The organism is Alkalimonas mucilaginosa (assembly GCF_036327005.1).
Classification (GTDB): domain Bacteria; phylum Pseudomonadota; class Gammaproteobacteria; order Enterobacterales; family Alteromonadaceae; genus Alkalimonas; species Alkalimonas mucilaginosa.
Genome location: NZ_JAUGZK010000017.1, coordinates 67,494 through 85,199 on the forward strand (window position 1 = coordinate 67,494; position 17,706 = coordinate 85,199).

At 53.8% G+C, this 17,706-nt stretch carries 12 protein-coding genes; 2 read left to right on the forward strand and 10 right to left on the reverse strand.

Features of this window, described 5'->3' with window-relative positions; genetic code table 11:
- Window positions 1-25 precede the first annotated feature (25 nt).
- From recD to recC, 3 genes are read right to left on the reverse strand one after another with little or no spacing between them, the layout of a single operon-like run.
- Window positions 26-2,218, reverse strand: a complete 2,193-nt coding sequence (recD, locus tag QWF21_RS16565) for an exodeoxyribonuclease V subunit alpha (protein ID WP_330089162.1) — start codon at window positions 2,216-2,218, stop codon at window positions 26-28.
- A complete protein-coding gene (recB, locus tag QWF21_RS16570; RefSeq protein WP_330089163.1) occupies window positions 2,215-6,174 on the reverse strand; it encodes an exodeoxyribonuclease V subunit beta in 3,960 nt (1,319 codons plus the stop codon). Before recB ends, recD begins: the two co-directional genes overlap by 4 nt.
- Window positions 6,171-9,623 (reverse strand): exodeoxyribonuclease V subunit gamma, encoded by a 3,453-nt coding sequence (gene recC / locus QWF21_RS16575; protein WP_330089164.1) that lies wholly within the window; start codon window positions 9,621-9,623, stop codon window positions 6,171-6,173. Before recC ends, recB begins: the two co-directional genes overlap by 4 nt.
- A 265-nt stretch (window positions 9,624-9,888) precedes the next feature.
- Here recC and QWF21_RS16580 point away from each other — a divergent pair, with 265 nt between their 5' ends.
- Together QWF21_RS16580 and QWF21_RS16585 are read left to right on the forward strand one after the other, a co-directional pair.
- On the forward strand, window positions 9,889-10,221 hold the full coding sequence (locus QWF21_RS16580; RefSeq protein WP_330089165.1) for a type II toxin-antitoxin system RelE/ParE family toxin: 333 nt from the start codon (window positions 9,889-9,891) through the stop codon (window positions 10,219-10,221).
- Window positions 10,208-10,522 (forward strand): helix-turn-helix domain-containing protein, encoded by a 315-nt coding sequence (locus QWF21_RS16585; protein WP_330089166.1) that lies wholly within the window; start codon window positions 10,208-10,210, stop codon window positions 10,520-10,522. Before QWF21_RS16580 ends, QWF21_RS16585 begins: the two co-directional genes overlap by 14 nt.
- 188 nt (window positions 10,523-10,710) lie before the next feature.
- On the opposite strand, the gene QWF21_RS16590 is transcribed toward QWF21_RS16585, so the two are convergent.
- The 7 genes from QWF21_RS16590 to QWF21_RS16620 form a co-directional block, all read right to left on the reverse strand.
- Entirely contained in the window at window positions 10,711-11,043 is a 333-nt protein-coding gene (locus QWF21_RS16590; protein WP_330089167.1) for a hypothetical protein, read from the reverse strand.
- 193 nt (window positions 11,044-11,236) lie between these two features.
- The gene (locus QWF21_RS16595) at window positions 11,237-11,497 is read right to left on the reverse strand and encodes a helix-turn-helix domain-containing protein (protein ID WP_330089168.1); all 261 of its coding nucleotides are present in this window, start codon (window positions 11,495-11,497) and stop codon (window positions 11,237-11,239) included.
- Window positions 11,498-11,618: 121 nt separating this feature from the next.
- Window positions 11,619-12,176 carry a 3'-5' exonuclease gene (locus tag QWF21_RS16600; RefSeq protein WP_330089169.1) on the reverse strand — a complete coding sequence of 186 codons (558 nt, stop codon included), beginning with the start codon at window positions 12,174-12,176 and terminating at the stop codon, window positions 11,619-11,621.
- 22 nt (window positions 12,177-12,198) lie between these two features.
- Entirely contained in the window at window positions 12,199-12,480 is a 282-nt protein-coding gene (locus QWF21_RS16605) for a helix-turn-helix transcriptional regulator (protein WP_330089170.1), read from the reverse strand.
- On the reverse strand, window positions 12,461-13,804 hold the full coding sequence (locus QWF21_RS16610; protein ID WP_330089171.1) for a type II toxin-antitoxin system HipA family toxin: 1,344 nt from the start codon (window positions 13,802-13,804) through the stop codon (window positions 12,461-12,463). Before QWF21_RS16610 ends, QWF21_RS16605 begins: the two co-directional genes overlap by 20 nt.
- A gap of 122 nt (window positions 13,805-13,926) precedes the next feature.
- The gene (locus tag QWF21_RS16615) at window positions 13,927-16,842 is read right to left on the reverse strand and encodes a UvrD-helicase domain-containing protein (RefSeq protein ID WP_330089172.1); all 2,916 of its coding nucleotides are present in this window, start codon (window positions 16,840-16,842) and stop codon (window positions 13,927-13,929) included.
- A 185-nt stretch (window positions 16,843-17,027) separates the two neighbouring features.
- Window positions 17,028-17,706 (reverse strand): hypothetical protein (locus tag QWF21_RS16620; RefSeq protein WP_330089173.1); only part of this gene is annotated, 679 nt, incomplete at its 5' end.

A 17,706-nucleotide genomic window follows, 5' to 3' on the forward strand; every position in this document is an offset into this window, starting at 1 on the left:
CATTTTTATTGGGTTAAAGCCCCTATCACACCAAAGCAAAGCCACTGGCCCGCTGCACACGCTGCGCTATGGTACTGGCCAGCACAGCATCATTATCGTAAATCAGGGTAAACCTTGTTTTGGCCCGGGTGATACCGGTATAAAGCAGCTCACGGGTCAGCACCGGACTACTGCTCGCCGGCAACAGCAAGGCAGTATGGCCAAACTCTGAACCCTGTGATTTATGCACCGTCATGGCAAACACCGTTTCGACGCTGTGCAACCGGCTGGGCAACACCCAGCGAATGCCGCCTTCCCCATCCGAAAACGCTACCCGCAGTACCATGCTATCTTGCTCCTGCATGGCTAAACAGACACCAATATCGCCATTCATCAGCTGCAGGTGATAATCGTTGCGGGTCATCAGCACCGGCCGACCCGGATACCAGGCCTGGCCCTGCGGCTTGATCAGATCATGCCGGGCCAGTAGCTGCTCGATGCGGGTATTCAGTCCTTGCACGCCCCAATCCCCTTCGCGCACAGCGCCAAGCAGTTGGAAGTCGCGTTGCAATGCCAAAATCTGCAGTGCAGCCTGGTTACGCTGCACTGGCTCGGCTGCAGGATCAAACTCAGCCACGGCGGTTAAATACGGCCGGTAGCCGGTCAGCAGCAACGCCTTCAGGGCATCACCAAAAGACGTTGCTGCAAAAGTGGATGCCGTGGTCCGGGCTACTGCTCCGACCGATGTGGACATACTTTGCTGCAGCAACTGTACCGGGCTGTCCTGCTTAGCGGCTATCGCTTTGATAACCGCTATTGCAGAACGGGCATTTTCAGAAGGATCCATGGCCGCAGCAGCTTCAACCTCAGTAGCAGTACCGCCACGATTGACCAGGCTGGCCAACTGATGAATAGCCCCCCCTTCTTTAAAGCGATAACTGTGGCGCAGCATCGCAGTAACCTGTGCCAGCGCCGGGGCATCCTCTGTTGCCACAAACTGCTCTGGCACCCTGGCTGCGCACAAGTCTTGCAAATAGGCCGCTATGTCTGGCCGGTAGTTGCCGGCTTCGGCAAAACGACACAAGTCCCCCAGCACCGAACCCGCTTCCACCGACGCCAGCTGATCCTTGTCGCCCAACAAATACAAGCGGCAATTGGCTGGCAAGGCCTGCACCAGCGCCGCCATCAGTTCTACATCCACCATCGATGCTTCATCCACCACCACCACATCGGCGGCCAACGGGTTCTGCCGCTGATGCTTAAAGTGCCGGCTGTCTGGCCGGGCGCCAAGCAGGCGATGCACGGTTTGTACCTGAGTCGGCAACCAGGCTTTTAGCTGCTCAGGCTCTGGCAGCGGCAAAGCGCTCACATCCAGCTGCTGCAAACTCTGGGCAATGGACTCATTCAGGCGGGCAGCGGCTTTACCGGTGGGGGCGGCCAGCAGGATCTGCAGTGGTTTTTGCTGCCCGGTCAGCTGAATCCCCTGCAGCAGTGCCAGCAGCTTGATCACCGTAGTGGTTTTGCCGGTGCCGGGCCCACCGGTAATAATGGCAAAACGACTGCGCAGCGCTAAAGCACAGGCGGCCATCTGCCAGTCAAAAGGCATTGCACGCTTATGCTGTGGGAAAAGCCCCTGCAACAAGGCCCCGACAGAAGCTACGGCCAGCTCCGGCACGGCTTGCATACGGCGGGTTATTTCACGGCCAATCAACTGCTCGTACTGCCAGTAACGGCGCATGTACAACAGCGGCTGATGAGCAGTGCCTGCCAGTACAAAAGGAGCACTACCCGCCAGTACCAAGGGAGCATTGGAAGATGCTTGCTGATCGTGCAACTGGCAGCTTACCAGGCTGGAGCCTTGCAACACCTGTAGCCAATCCTGCATGCGGTAAGCGCTCAGGTACTGTTTTAAGCCGGCATCGGCCTGCTGCCAGAGTTCACTGCGCCCGGGCTGGGTCTGAATAGAGCCCTGCGCCTGATTAGTGCCTTGCGCCAGGGTAGCAGCGATATCCAGACAAACATGGCCGCGACCATTGGCCTCACTGCACAGCAAAATGGCCAGCAGCTCCAATTCGGTCAGCTCTGGCAATTGCCGGTAAAAAAACTGGGCCAGCATCCAGTCAAGCTTACGGATAAGCCCGGCCTGACTCCAGGCTTGCGCTTGCTGCAATAACCTAGCCCCATTTGAAGTTTCGCTCTGTGCTGTCATGTTCGGTGCTGTCATGCTCTGTGTTGTCATGCAAAGCCCTCCGTCACCGCATCGCTCTGCTGCCACAGGGCATCAGTCATGGCTTCCCCCTGAAACAGTGCATCCAGCTGCTCTATCAATGCCCGCTCTGGCCGGTACTGCCATAGTCCGTGCTGGTTGGGCTCGGCAGCACCACGCACAAACCAGTACCAGGCGCCGCCGATATGGCGATCGTAATCGTAATCCGCTAACCGGCTTTGCAATAAACGATGCAGCGCCAGGACGTACAGCACCAACTGCATATCGTAGCGATGGTTTAGGATCGCCTGCTGCATCGCCTGTAGGTGGTAACTGCTATCCTCATCCCCCAGGCTGTTGGTTTTCCAGTCCAGCACAAAGTAGCGCCCCTGATGCTCAACCACCATATCGATAAAGCCTTTCACCATACCGTTTAGTTGCTCCGGCTCGGCCTGTGGCCGCGCCTCCCCTGGCAGCACAAAGTGCTGGATCAGCCGATCCAGCTGACAACTGCTGACCTGTTCACTGGGCAATAAAAATTCCAGCTCCACCGCTATCTGCGCTGGGGTTAATGCCATCAGTTGCAGCGGCAGCTCGCCCGCCTCCACTGGCACTGACTGCTGCAAAAAACTCCCCAGCCAGTCACTCAGAGCCTCAGCAGCCTCTGCCAGCCCCAGAGCCTGGCAACGGCTTTGCAGCTCCACCAGCCGCCCCGCAGCATCCTGCACCGCAGCAGCAAAACCAGACCAGCTGCGGCCATCGCTATCCAGATAACGATGCGCAGCTGCCCATTCCAGTAAAGCGTGAATAAAGGTGCCAAAGGCCGCTCCTTTGGGCAGCTGATGCATCAGCTGTGATGAGACGGTCGAGACAGTTGGGCGCAGGGAGCTCGCTGTATTCCCGGTTATTCCGGCGCTGTCTGCTGCATACAGCTCGGCTTGCAGCGCCGCTTTGGCATCGTCAGGCTCGCTTACATCGGTTGCTGCCGCGCGGCTTTCCTGCGTATGGTGCTCATGGGCATGAAAACGAATGGCCGAGTAACTGGCTATCCACCAGCGCTGATAAGGTGGTAGCTGTGGGCAAGCGGCCGGCTCCAGCAGTGGCAGCGCCTCTGTAGGCTGATAAGGCTCAGTGTCAACCTCTGGCTCCAGCTGCAGCAGGACGCCCTCCCTAGGGAGATCCTGCAACTGCTGCTGCAACTCGGCTGGTTGCTGGTAAGGCGTATCCCCGTTGAACAAATAGCCAAAAGCGCCCTGATGGTTTTGCATTTTTTTGCCCTGCAGACAAACAGCCGCGGTGCCAAGCCAGAGGCCATGCCGTGCCCGGGTCAGAGCAACATACAACAGCCGCATATCCTCGCTTAGCCGCTCATCATCGGCTTGTTGCCAGGCAGCAGGAAAGGCCTCTTTGCCGGCCACTTCGGTGCCGCTATAGCCCGCATCCCGGTAAGGGACCTGCCGTACCTTGCCATCGATGGGCCGCCAACCGACCACAAAGGGCAAAAACACCAGCGGGTACTCCAGGCCTTTGGATTTATGAATGGTGATGATTTTGACCAGGGCCGCATCGCTTTCCAACCGGATCACCTGCTCTTCCCCCGGCTCAGCCAAATGCTCGGCCAGGTGGCGGATCAGTGCCTGCTCGCCCTCCAGCTGCACTGCCTGTTGCTGCAGCCAGTCGGCCAGATGCAGCAGGTTGGTCAGTTGCCGCTCGCCCTGTTGCTGACGCAGTAAACGGGCCGGCAGCTGATAATGATCCAGCAATTGACGCAGCATCGCCAGGACGCCCTGGCTGCGCCAGCAGGCCTGCAAGCGCAAAAAACACTGGACCTGGGCTTCCAGCGCCAGTTCATCCTGCTGCCAGGCCATCAGTTGTTGCAACGACAGTCCAAGGCTTGGGGTGGCCAGCGCAGCTTTCACCAGACTTAAATCCATCGGGCTGGCACAGGCCCGCAGCCAGAGCAGCACATCCGCCGCTTCGGCCGTGGCAAACACCGAACCGCGATCAGACAGATACACCGCCGGTACCTGCAGCTTGCTAAGTTCAGCCTTGATCAACTGCGCCTCTTGCTGGCTGCGCACCAGCACCGCAATGTCTTCTGCTGCCAGCGGCCGGCTTTGTTCACCCTCAAAGCGGCAGCGTCCGGCACTGGCGGCATTGAGCAAAAAGGCAATCCGGCTGGCACACTGAGTCGCACTGTACTCACGGTAAGCACCGATACGCCAGGGCTCATCGCCGGCCAGATGCTGAATGTGCAGCGCCGGCAACGGCTTGCCATCCAGCAGCAGTTGCTCGTTGCGACCACTGGCACTGACCGCCGTAAAAGGCAGCGGATTATCGGCACCATGCTCGCTTTTAAAGCGAAAGGCAGCGCGCGGATGGGCTTCAGCCTGCATAAACAGCTGATTGCAGGCATCGACCACCGCCTGGGTAGAGCGAAAGTTGCGGCTTAAACTGTAATGGCGGCCGGCGGTATCCTGCCGTGCCTGCAAGTAGGTATGAATATCGGCACCGCGAAAGCTGTAAATGGCTTGCTTGGGATCACCAATCAGCACCACGGCCGTACGGGTATCGTTGTCGGCAATGCGGTAAATGCGGTTGAAAATACCGTATTGCACCGGATCGGTATCCTGAAACTCGTCAATCAGTGCCACCGGATACGCTGCCCGAATAGCGGCCGCCAATTGGCTGGCGTGCTCACCGGCCTGGGTGGGATCCAGTGCCTGATGCAGCTCGGTCAGTAAGTCGTTAAATCCCAGCTGTGCCTGGCGGTTCAGCCGCCGCTTCAGCTCGCGCCGGCACCAGTAAAGGGCATGGCTTAAAATGCCCTCTTTCAGGCAGATCTGACTCGCATCGTCCTCCTCTGCCTGCTGCTCCAGCAAGTCGGCCAAAGCAGCCATAGCGACAAAGGCCGGGTGATCCGGCTCGGATTCCGGTGCCTGATCTTTTTTCCAGACAAAACGCCCGGTGGCAAAATTGGCCATTTTCTTATCGAAGGCGCGCTGCCCCAGGCTCCACTGCGCCAGCTCGCTTAACATGCGCTGAAACTTATCAGTGGTATTGGAATAATGCCGGGTGGCATTAAAGCGACTTTGCAATGCCAGCAACTGCTGCTCAAGATCCGGCCAGTGTTCAGCCCATAACTTTTGTACTGACTGCTCCAAAGCGGCAAAGGCGGCCTGCTGCGCTTGCTGCTGTTGCCTGGCAGCGATGGCTTCAGTTAGCAATGCCTGCAACTCAGCGTCCTGCTCAAGCTTAAGAGGAGCACCGGCAAATAGCAGCACCGGCTCGGCCTGGCTTAACAGGGAGAACAAGGCTTTACGCAACCGATCCGGGTTCAGATAACACTGCTGCACCACGGCAGCACCATCGGCCGACAAGGGGTAAAAGTGCTGGCGCCAGTAGTCTTTAACCAGGGTATCCAGCAATTCCGTCTGATCGGTTAACAGCTCGCGTTGAAACAAGCCGCGGCTATCAAAGGCATGCTCCGCCAGCATTTTATGGCACCAACCATGAATGGTGGCAATCATGGCTTCATCCATGGCTTCCGCCGCCCGCTTTAAGCGCAAAGCACAAGCTGGCCATTCCTGATCCGGGTAACTCAGTACCAACTGCCACAGCGGATCCGCCGCCGGGGGCTGTTGACGCAGCGCAGACGGGGACTGACGAAACAGGCGGGCCGCTTCCACCAGGCGTTGCCGCACCCGGCTACGGAGTTCCTCTGTCGCCGCTTCGGTAAAGGTCAGCACCAGGATATCTCGTGGCGTGAGCGGCCGGCTGTAGGCTGATGTTTCTGAGTTTTGCTCAGAACTATGTTCAGAACTAGGCTCATAGCTATGCTCAGAGCTAGGCACATCCCCATGGCCCAGCACCAGCCGCACATAGAGCAAGGCCAGCGAAAAGGTCTTGCCGGTGCCGGCACTGGCTTCAATCAGGCGACTGCCATAAAGCGGAAAACGCAGTAAATCCAAATCCTGTGCCTTCATCATTGGCTTCCTCCTAACGCCAGCTGCTGCAACAGTGGTGCATACAGTGCCTCGCCAAGGGCTGCAAAATCGGCATCGGTGCTAAGTTGCTCAAAATCAGGCCAGTAACGTTGCAACAGCGGATAATCGCGCACCTCAGCAGTGATGGCGTAATCGCCCTGAAAGTCGCTGCCTTCGTAACTCTGGATGGCGGCTTTTTCATCGCCGCCGAAAAAGGCCAGCATGGTTTTACAGGCCAGCGGCAAAGGACGTTGCAGCGCTTGCAGGTAAGCATCCAACAACTGATTAAACAGTTGCAAAGCCTGCGCTTGATCAAGCGGCGGCAAGCGAAAAATCGCATCCGGCCCAATCAACAGGGTTTCAACTGCACCGGCCTGCTGTGCCAGCAGATGTGCCGGCCAAAAACGACACAGATGGTAGCTTTTAAGTTGCTGCTTCGCATCAAACAACCGGCTGGGCTGCACCATTAAGCGCAGCAAACGGCCATCCTGATGCTGACGAATATCGCTCAGGCTGTCTTCAAACACCACCGGCAGCGTTTCATCCAGCATCTGCTGCCAGTACAGGGTGTCGCCATAAGGTGCCGATTGCAGTTGCAGCTGTTGCCACTGCTGCAGCAACGGCGCCAGCTGTTGATTTTTTTGCTGCATCAATAAGTCACCAAAGCCACCCATCGGTAAAGCGCCGGCCCGCTGCAAGCGGGTTGTTTCCTGCTGCAGCAGCTGCTCGGTAGTCAGTGGTTGGCCTTGGGACGTACTGCCAGCACTTAGCCCCTGCTCCAGCCGGGCGATCAAGGCCTGATCCAGCACCCAGCCATCCAGGCCACCGGCGGCAAATAGTTCATCGTCACGCTCGCTGTCCGCTTCAAAGCCAGTGTAAATTCCCAGCCGCTTTTGATACAGCACGCGGGCCGGATGCCGTAAAAAACTGGCCAAATCGCTCAGACGAATGTGCGTGGCTTCCAGTGGAAAACCAGGCGGCGCTGTATCCTCTGCCTGAGCCATGCCTGGCTCCAAAGCGGCGCGCCAGTCTTCGGCATAGCTGAACAAGCGCGGGTCCCGCGTCGGCTCAAAGTAACGGCGGCTAAAGGGTTGCAGGGGATGATCGACCGTCAGCTGTTGCAACAGCTTTTGCTCTGGATAGGCTGTTTCCAGATAATCCCGCAATTGCCCAACCAACACGGAAGGCGGTTTTTCGCTGTTATCACGGATACTAAAACCCACCCAGCTCAGCACCAATTTGTGGCGGGCCGCCTGCAGAGCTTCTAAAAACAGGTAATGATCATCGTCCCGGCGCGAACGATCCCCCGGGCGATAACCGGCTTGCATCAAATCAAAATCGTTGCGCCGAACCGGACGCGGATAATCGCCATCGTTCATGCCCAGCAGCCAGATCTGTTCAAAAGGAATGGCCCGCATCGGCATCAGGGTGCCAAAGTTCACCGCTCCGGCCAAAAAGCGCTGCTGCAGACTGGGCTGATCCAGCTCGCTTAACAGCGCATCGCGCACCACCTCCAATGCCAGCGGCTGCTCAGCCAGTCCGCTGTCGGCCAGGTGTTGCAAAAAGCGACTTAATTGGTGGCGAATACGGGCATCGGCCTGCTGATCGGCCGGGCTTTGCGGCACAAAAAATTGCTCCAGCAACATCAAGAGCAACGGTTGCCAGTCTGCCGCTTTATGGGGCTGCTGCAACTGCTGCCAACTGTGTTCCAGCGCATGCACCAGCTCGGCCAAAGGCCCGACCAGAGCGGCATCCAGCCCTGCCACTTCATCGTAAGGCTCGATGTCCTGCCAGGCTTCGCCCTCGCCCACCACATAGCCCAGCAGCATCCGCTTTAAGCCAAACCACCAGCTGTTTTGCTCCAGTTGTTCGGGCAAGCCAAAGGCTGCCCGTTGCTGGCCGCTTAATCCCCAGCGAATGTTCGCCCCTTCAATCCAGGGCTTTAAGCGGGCAACGCCGGCTTCATCCAGCCCAAAGCGCTGTTGCAGTGCGGAGGTATCCAGCAAGTCCAGCATGGCACTGACGGTAAAACGGTTATCCGGCAAACGAAGCAGGGTTTCAAAAGCCAGCAACAGGCTATTGCGGTGACGCAGCCCCTGGTCGGCAACAAAGTACGGCAAATACCGTGGATCTTCCGGCCGGAACCGTCCAAAAGTAGCCGCAATGTAAGGGGCATATTGGTTGATATCCGGCACCATCACCAGAATATCGCGTGGCGTAAGCGACTGGCCCTGCTGCCTGGCTGAACTAAGTTCATGCAGCAGTTGGTCGTGCAGGACTTCCAGCTCCCGCAACGGGCTATGACAGCGCATAAACTGCAGGCTGCGATCACTGACTGGCACCTGCGTTTTCATGCCGGCGCGCTCTTCGGCCGAGCGCAGCTCAAGAATATCCTGCTGCAGCTGCTGCAATAAGCTCTCTTCGCCTGGCGACTCAAACAAATCAATACGACCGGCAAAATACTGCTGATAACTGCCGCTGTCATCCAGCTCATCCAACAAATGCAGGTAATCCCGCCCTTGCTTACCAAGCGCCGCCAGTAAGGGGTTCCCTGCCAGGTGCAGCTGCTCTGCCGATAACTGAGCCAGTGGGTGCTCACCGGGCCGCCTGGCCCGGCGGTATTCCTGGCGCAATAAATCGCGGCCATCAATCAAATCGCCCCAATACTGCTGGCAGGGATTGCTGACAAAGAGCAGCACCTGACAAAAAGGCGACAAGGCGTGCAGAGCATCCAGCGTTTGGCGCGGCAGTGAGGAAATGCCAAACACTACCACCCGCCGCGGCAAGCCGGCCGGTCTGGCCTGTAACTGCTGACAGGCGGTCAAAAATTGCTGATGCACATCGGCACGGCTTAAAGCTGTGGGCTGCTGGCTTTGGATCTCCTGCTGCAACTGACGCCACAGCCAGGGCTGCCACAGCTGGTGAGCCGGCAGCGGATGGCCATCGATGCTGTCGTTGCCTTGCTGCCACTGCTGCAGCCAATCGGCCCGGTATACCTGATACTGGTCAAATAAATCGGCCAGCTGAAACGCCAGCTGATAGCAACGCCTGGCATCGGTGGGATCTTTGGCCAAAAAACCATGCAAGGGTGCAAGTTCCGACAGCTCCGGCAACTGCTGAAGCAGGCGGTACAAGCGCCAGCCAAGTGCATCTTTGTTGTAAGGCGACTCGGCCGGTAAGGCCGGCAGCACAGCGCGGTAAGCCTGCCATAAAAACCGGCCCGGCAACTCGGTACAAATCCCGGCTGCAATGCCAAGACCTCCCTGCGCTTTGGGTGCGGCCAGCGCCAGTTTCAGCCACTGGGCAATCCCATTGCTTTGTACCAGAAAAGTTTCGGTTTCCAGCGGTGCTAACGGATAGCGCTGACACCACTGCAGCATCACATCACGCAATTGCTCCAGCCGGTTGCCCTGTAGCACCATAAAACCTGTAGGCCAATCCTGAGCTGTCATCGGAACCCTGTTCTAATCTGTGTCACTTACTTTTTCACAGTATGCCATAGCTTGTTGCATTCAATGAATCCTTCTGTGCTTGATAGGCAGGACTGACTGTTTAACTTACAGTGAAATCCACGGCAACAGCCGGGCCATGTTGCAGGCATCGTCGATACCGCGGTGATGGCGCCCTTCAAATACAAGCCCATGAAAAGCCAATGCAGCTTGCAAGCCAAAATTCGTGCCCCTTGCCATCTATACGCTTATCGCGTACAATTTGTAGATGAAAAGCGTATTTGTCGAATCATCTATTTTTGAAAAATACCGCGAAGCTTATCTCAATGATGAAGAGTATAGGCTCTTCCAGGCTGAGTTAATGCTTAACCCGAAAATGGGTGATGTGATTCAAGGTACTGGCGGTTTGCGGAAAACTCGAGTTGCAAGTAAAGGTAAGGGAAAAAGTGGTAGCTCCCGTGTTATCTATTACTTTCTTGATGAGAAAAGGCGCTTCTACTTGCTGACGATTTATGGCAAAAATGAAATGTCAGATTTGAACGCAAGTCAAAGAAAACAACTGATGGCTTTTATGGAGGCGTGGCGCAATGAGCAATCGTGATTTATTTGCAGAGTTAAGCTTGGCTCTTGTGGAAGCTAAGCAGCATTCTGAAGGAAAGTTGACGCTAAAAACACATCAAGTCAGTGATGTGGGTGAGTTGAATATTACACCAAATGAAATTGTGAGTATTCGAGAGCAGTTTAATATGTCCCGTGGTGTTTTTGCGCGGTTACTTCACACGTCTTCGCGCACATTAGAAAACTGGGAACAAGGACGCAGTGCACCCAATGGTCAGGCAGTCACACTTTTAAAGTTAGTCCAGCGTCATCCAGAAACACTGGCTTATATTTCCAAGCTATAACGCTTCGAAAAGTCGGCGTTAATGGCCTCGTCAGCACCAACAGGCGTGGAGCCGTTTGGCTTTTTCAATATCGCGCAACGCTTTATTCGATGCCATGCTTCAGCCCCTAACTCATAAGCTGTTCATTCGCCAGAAAAACTGCGGACTCGAAAAAAGTGATGGTTTGGCTTTTGTGTGTTCACGCCAACTCAGTGTGCAGTAGTGTCAGCTCGGGTAAGGTCCCACAGCGTGCCCTGCCAGCCTGATATCGTGCCATTGTCACCACAGACAGGGCAAATCCAAACAATCTGTTGATCGTCTGGATCAATATAGCTGGCAATTTCACCAACACACGACTTACGGTTGGGTCGCCTGCGACAAGGAACCTTGGGGTACAGATGTTCCCCATAGGGATCTCCCGTCGTTTCTTGCGTTATCGCAGTAAAGTACTCGGCCAATCGCAAGCCAGGGCCTGAGCTTATGGCAATGGCGCCATACTCATTGAGATAGTGGCGCAGATCGACAATCCAGGTATCACTCATGCTCTCCCCCGCTCAGCTGGTATTTGCTGTGCTACCGATATCAACCCGTTACTCATATTTTTTCTTGCGATCGTGACGATATGGTTTTCTGGCTGCTGTGGTAGCATGAACCGTTGCAACAGAGTGCTTAATCGAGGTTCTTAAACCAGTAAAGTACTGGCGGGCAATTGCAGCGCTGTACTTGCTGAGCCGGTCATGCTTTATCCTCATTGAACAAGGTATCCAAATCGTCCCAATCCGGAAGACGATGGGTTTTATGCACGACTTCAAAGGTCAAACCCAACGCATCAAGCAAACGCTCAAAGATATCAAAAGAACCGCTAAAGCGGCCATTTTCAATTTCGGATATGGTTGATTTGTGAATGCCGGTAAGTTCAGATAAAGCCAGTTGTGTATAACCAAGCTCAGTTCTTTTGGCGCGAAGTGCTTTGCCAATTTCAATTCTGCTTGCCATACCAGCCCCATAGTATTCGCTTATTAGCGAACATTGTAGTAAAAAACAGCTATGTTTGCTATATAGCAAACATCTATTTTTTACTTATGCCGCTTCCCGTACTTTTATTGAAGCCCAAGGCCTACAAAGGGATCCACGGCAGCAACCGTGCCATATTGCGTGCATCGTCGATACCCCGATGATAACGGCCTTCAAAGACAAGCCCATGAAAAGCCAATGCAGCTTGCAAGCCAGAGCGGCGTTTAGCTGCCCTGCCCTCACGCCACAATTGTTTGAGGTTTTTGTGCGGCAAAGCCAAGAATTTTGGCGCGCAGCCATGCCGTTGTTGTTCCGCTTCCAGTTGACGGCGGTCGTACTCGCCCCAAGAGGCCCAGCATACCGGCTGATATTTGGCTAGCCATGCATCTACGGCTAAAACCACCTCAGCATAAACCGGCGCGACAGCTACTTGCTGCTGCGTAATTCCAGTTAACTCGGTGCAAAAGGCACTAAGCTGTGGCCGTAACACTGGGCGCACCAGAAACGACTGAGCATCCACCACCGTGCCATCGGGCTCTGCCACTACGCAGCCAAACTCAATGACTTCCATATCTTCAAAAGTTTGACGACGATTAAGGCCAGGCACATCACCATCCCAGCAAGTGGCTTCCAGGTCGACAATCAGCAGGTGTTTGGTCATAACCATCACTTTTTTCGAGCGGTTAAACAACTCTGCGTGGCACAAAGCGGGCGCTTAGTTTAAAACCACCTGGAGCTAATAGCTTCGCTAGTACCGACAAACGTGGATCCGTCTGACCTCTTTCAATGTCTCTAAGCGTTTTATCCGACACCTTGGTGTACGCTGCGTATTGCGTTTGAGTCATGCCATACAACTCGGTACGAATGCGCCGAATAGCCTCACCCAGCGAAAGGGACCCAGCCTCAATCGCCGTTTCAATGTCATGGATTAACTCCAGCCGTTGCTCAGCTGACGAGCTTGTCATGCTGCACCCCCAATTCAGTTAGCTTTTCATGCACACGAGAAAAACCAAGGGCCGGAAAGTTGATAATTTCAGCAGGGCACCCATGCTGCTGCAGTAACTCAGGTAAACGCAGTAAGGGCTTACTGAGCATGTTTAAAAAATCCAGCAGCTCTGACGGAGAGCCATAATGCGCTAACTGCTGGACCACTTTGTCAAATCGAACAACACCAGCCATTTCAAAATGCTCGCCCCACTTAAAAAGCCGCGTGATGTTTTCGGGATCCGCTTTCATCGGCGCAAAATCATAAATGGGAGCAAACCGGATATCGCCCTGAGATTTCAAAAATGAGATATTGCGACCATGGTTGTCGGAATTACCAAACATCACATTCAGAAAATCCCTGGCCAGATACTGTTTGGCAAAATCAACCGACGACATACTGGTACAGTCGCTTATTTTGGACCAAATGGCGTCCATTACTGCAAAATGATTTTGATAACTGCCAGGGCCGGCATTCAGCATCGAGTAAATGCTTTCCATACCCAGCCGAACCGCTTTGCCCTCCTCAACCACAACATCAAAGCGTGGAAGCCACAAGCTGGTTTGGCCTTCATGCTCCAGCACCATCATCCGGCTTGCATCCAGGCTGGCAATCTCAGTCCCTTGTAAAACCTCGGCCAGAATGCGGTAAAATGCTCCTTCGGCCTGTAAAATATGATTATCACGGGCAGTGCGCTGATTGCGGGCAAATTTGGTCAAATATGGAATGGCGTTTAGGGGTTTGCCAGCAAAATCTGCATCGATGTATACCAACTGCCCGCTCACCATTAACAGCAGCTTTGGTGCAACCCCAACAGCCCCGGTCGCGCCGCCAACCGCAACGCCATGCTCATTGGCATACTCCAAAAAATCATGTTGCAGCGCCACAACGGCATCGAGAGGAAAGGCTTTTTGGTTGACTCCACTTGCTAAAGCAACGGACTCTTTAATGCGAAGATTACCAATGGGAGCCATGCAGGCATGGGTTAGTAAAGCGAAGTTTTGCGAAAAAAGGCTCTGTCGGCTTACATCAAGATAATTTAGCCACCAGTCACGTGACTTGCCAACCGGCAACAAGTCGTCCAGCAACGAAGGCCAGCCAGGGTAATCGACGGGCAAGATGCTAACCGGTGCGTTGACTGAACAAGCCCAACTGTCAACGGTGTCGTACTTGGCCGCATCACGAATATACGCGCTCAGATAGCTCAGCCGAACAGGACTGCTGAGATCATCGCCCAGAAAGTTGAGCTCGGCTGCATCCCACCACCGTCCCTGATTGAACAACTGCAACGTAAGCTTCTTCACCCTGCCACCGGAACTTTGTTACCGAATAACAGCAATAATAGCCAAAAAAACAGAATCAATCTACCGTAAAATGTCATCAGCAAGCAATAAAACGGAGTCAAACTACCGAAGCTAATAAGTCTTTAGCGACTCAACGCTGATTCAAACGCAATCACCTGCTCCCGATTACCACAGCTAGCGCCTTCCTTGCGGTAGTTCCGGCAGCCCCAAAAGTTGCTGTAAGGGCCTTTACGTAGCACCATCTCGGCCCCGCACTTGGGGCAGACCGGTACCCAATGGTTGCAGCTGTCGTTAATGCAAACCTTAAAGCGGTCTTTTCTGGTCATTGGTGAGCCACATTGGCTGCAGCCGCGCTCTTTGTGGTTGCAGAGTGGGTATTTGTTGCAGCCAAAAAATGCACCGAATGGTCCGGTTTTGGGCACCATGCTGCCGGTTTTGCATTTGATGCACTTAATTAAGTGAAAGAGTTGCTGGCTGAGGGAGGTATCAAACTCATCCAATGTCAGGGGGTACTTGTTGGTTAACAGCTCCACCACAAAATCCGAGGCCACGGCCATATCGGTGATTAAATACACCCGGTGCCTGGCCCGGGTAAGCGCCACGTAAAACAAACGGCGCTCTTCGGCAAAAGCATAGGCTTCGCTTTCAGGCAGTAAGGCCTCCAGCAGCGGGTGCGTTTGTTTGCGCGAAGGAAACCCATGCTTGCCATTTTCCAAACCCAGCAGCACCACATAGTCCGCCTCTTTGCCTTTCGAGGCATGGATGCTGTAACTTTCCAGTTTCAGGGTACTGAATTGCCGGGCCAATCGCTGAAGTTCGCTTTTATCCGGCAGGTTAAAGCCAAAGCGCCCCAGCAGATAGACACTGCTTCCCGGCGCAGCCAGGTGGCTGATTTTCGTTAAAACCTGCACAAGCCGGCTGACTTCCACGCTGTTTTCGTTATTGTCGGCTCTTAGTAAAGACACTGCAGGTTTATCCACCCGCCGCAATGTCTTGAGCGGCTTACGAACCTGTTGCGGGTTCTCCTGCACAAACCGCGAAGCCACATCGCTGATGCTGTTGTTAAAGCGAAAGGTTTGGTCCAGCGATGTCACCCGGGTTGGCCCAAAGCGCGCGGCAAAGTCGGTGGTAAATTGCAAATCGCTGCCGGTAAAACGGTATATGGCCTGCCAGTCATCGCCGACACAAAATAAGGATGCATCCGGCACACTGTCGCGTAAATAGGTGACTAACCTTGCCCTGGCATCCGATATGTCCTGAAATTCGTCCACCAGAATAAAACGCCAGCGGCTTTGAAAGCGGCCGGTTTTTACATAGGCAATGGCTTTGCCAATCATGTCATCAAAATCGATCTGGTTTTCTGCGAGCAGCAAGCGCTGGTAGTCGTCGACTACAGGCAGCAGCAAGCTCATGGCTGCCTGCACCTGATCAGGATCAGCTGCTTTTGCAATCACAGCATCCAACTGGCCCGGCTCATAACAATTGGCGCGGTAGCGCTTTAACAGTTCGGCCAAAAGCGCGGCAAAGGCGCTGATGGCACCAAATTCGCGTAGCGTTTCCAGTACCGCCTCTGCCGGCAATGGCTCGGCAACAACACCAAAGGCAGCCAACTGCTTGTCTAGCTCTTGGTAAAGTGTGCCCTCGCGGTGCTGGTAGTGATAGAGCGTGATCAGTCTGGTGCCGTGCACCTTGTGCAATTCCTGTTTCCAGGCCATATCGGCATGGTACTGCTCCCTATCGATGTAGGGCGCGGTATTGCCCTGTCGGTCGATGCCGTAAAACTCGATGTAAATCCCGTACTCAGGCAAATAGAAATCCGGTTGGTACTGGCGATGAAACACGGTTGCAGTCGGGTGCTCGTAATTGGCTTCGTACTGGTAATCAATGCCCTGCCTGAGCAAGTGGTTGGCAATCAGGCACTCACCTAGGCTTTTCACCTTTTCGCTTTTCAGCGTTCGAATGTCATTGGCCAGAATAAAATCGAAGTACTCGCCTTCGGTTTGAAAATCAAAGGGGTTGGCAAGGGGGTACAGGTAGTGCTGAAAATAATCCAACACCAATTGCTGATAAGCCGGCTGCTGTAAGTGCTGCTCAAACCAGTCATGCACCTGCTTTGCCAGTAGCTTGGCATCATCCGCCAGTGGTGTAAGCGAGGGCTGCTTTCCTTCAACGCTGGCAATAATGTCTTTGCCTAACTTGTGAAAGGTACTTGCTTTAATACCGCAATCGCCCAGGCGCTCTTCCAACCGCTGCTCCATCTCCAATGCTGCTTTATTGGCAAAGGCCAACATCAGGATCTCATCCGCCCGCGCCTGGCCGCTTTGTACTAAGTACCCTGCCCGTCCAACCATGGTACTGGTTTTGCCGGTACCGGCACCAGCCAGCACCAGATTGTTGTCTTCATCAATGACACAGGCTTGCCGCTGCTTGTCGGTCAGGGGTTTACTTTCTACCGTATCAAAAAAGCCTTGGTAGGCAGCTAATTCCTTTTTTATGTAGCGTTCGCGCAGCAGCTCAAAATCTTTCTCGCCCCAGCCGGCTTGAAACAGCAGGGTTTGAAAGGGGTTGAGATCGAGTTCGGTAAAAGCAGCGGGATCGGGTAAGCGCTCAAAGCGCGCCACCGCTTTTTTCGCCAAAGCCACCGCCTGGGTTAAGCGGGATGCTCTCGGATAGCCTTGAGCCAACAGCTGCTCGATGGCAGCGGCCGTGCTGGTGATAACCGGCTGCAGTTGACGCAACCAGTGCCGTTGCAACCACTGATAATGCTTCACCGCAGCGGATTTTGGCAAACCACTTAACCGAACCACACCACTATTGGTACCAAGGGAAAGCGTGCTAAAAAATACACCTGGCTGAAGGCCATTGGGATTGGCTAAGGAATCTGGCAACACACTGACACTGCTACCATTGGCAAAACTAAGCTGCATGACCGATAAAGAAACAGTTAGCGTTACCGGTTTTCGGCCGAACAAGCGCAGCAACCAGTGGGGCTGAATAATCAGACTGTTTTGCAAAGCTTGAGGACTGCTCTCTCTCAAAGTTTTTCCTTATTAAAACTGCTCTAAACACACTGGTTTTACTTTGCTGTCAAAGCGTTCTTAACTCCTAAGGGCCTGATTAATTCGCGTAGTAAACTTAGTGAATTAAATTTAGCAGTTTGCTTGAGGCATTGCTTGCGCTTCATCCAGACGTTAATTTAAGTCATCTAACTTTACTAAAATATTTACCTAACTACGTATTTAGCCACTGCAACAGGTACCCCGGCATTCTGTAGGTCATTTTCAGTAAGCCCTTCGATAATGATTGGGCTTTCTTGTCTCCAATTAAGATTCCTGACTCCAGGCCTGCCACCCGTCTGAATAATCCAAGAATCAGAACCTCTCTCAGAGTAGTTGCATCCGACATGACATCTTGCATTACCTGCGATAATTATTTGGTTCTTCTTATCACCTAAAGAGACTTCAATTGCTATTTCAATTTTTTGTAGCTCGCCAAATAACCGGCCAGAGTAAGGTTTTATTGCAGTTGAAGACTCCGCAACTTGCTTACGAATTACAACTCGATTATTTTCAGATCGAATACGATCTGATGACAAAGCTAAAGGCTTTCTATCGAAACCATTGAAATAACGATTCAACCTCGTTAACACCTCACGCTCCGGCATTGACCACGTAACAGGTACCCTAACACTGTATGTGCCATTAGCGCTCTGAAAGATATCAGGCTGCCCCAGGGTGATTACTGTTTTATCTTTAATGAAATTTACGAAGTTTACCTTGATATCATTATAAGCACTTTCGTACTCGTCGGTTGCAGAACGGGCTATAGAAAGAAGTGAACTCTGATTTCCGATTGCAGCATGGTTCATTACAGCCTGATCTGAATATAATAACTCTAATTCG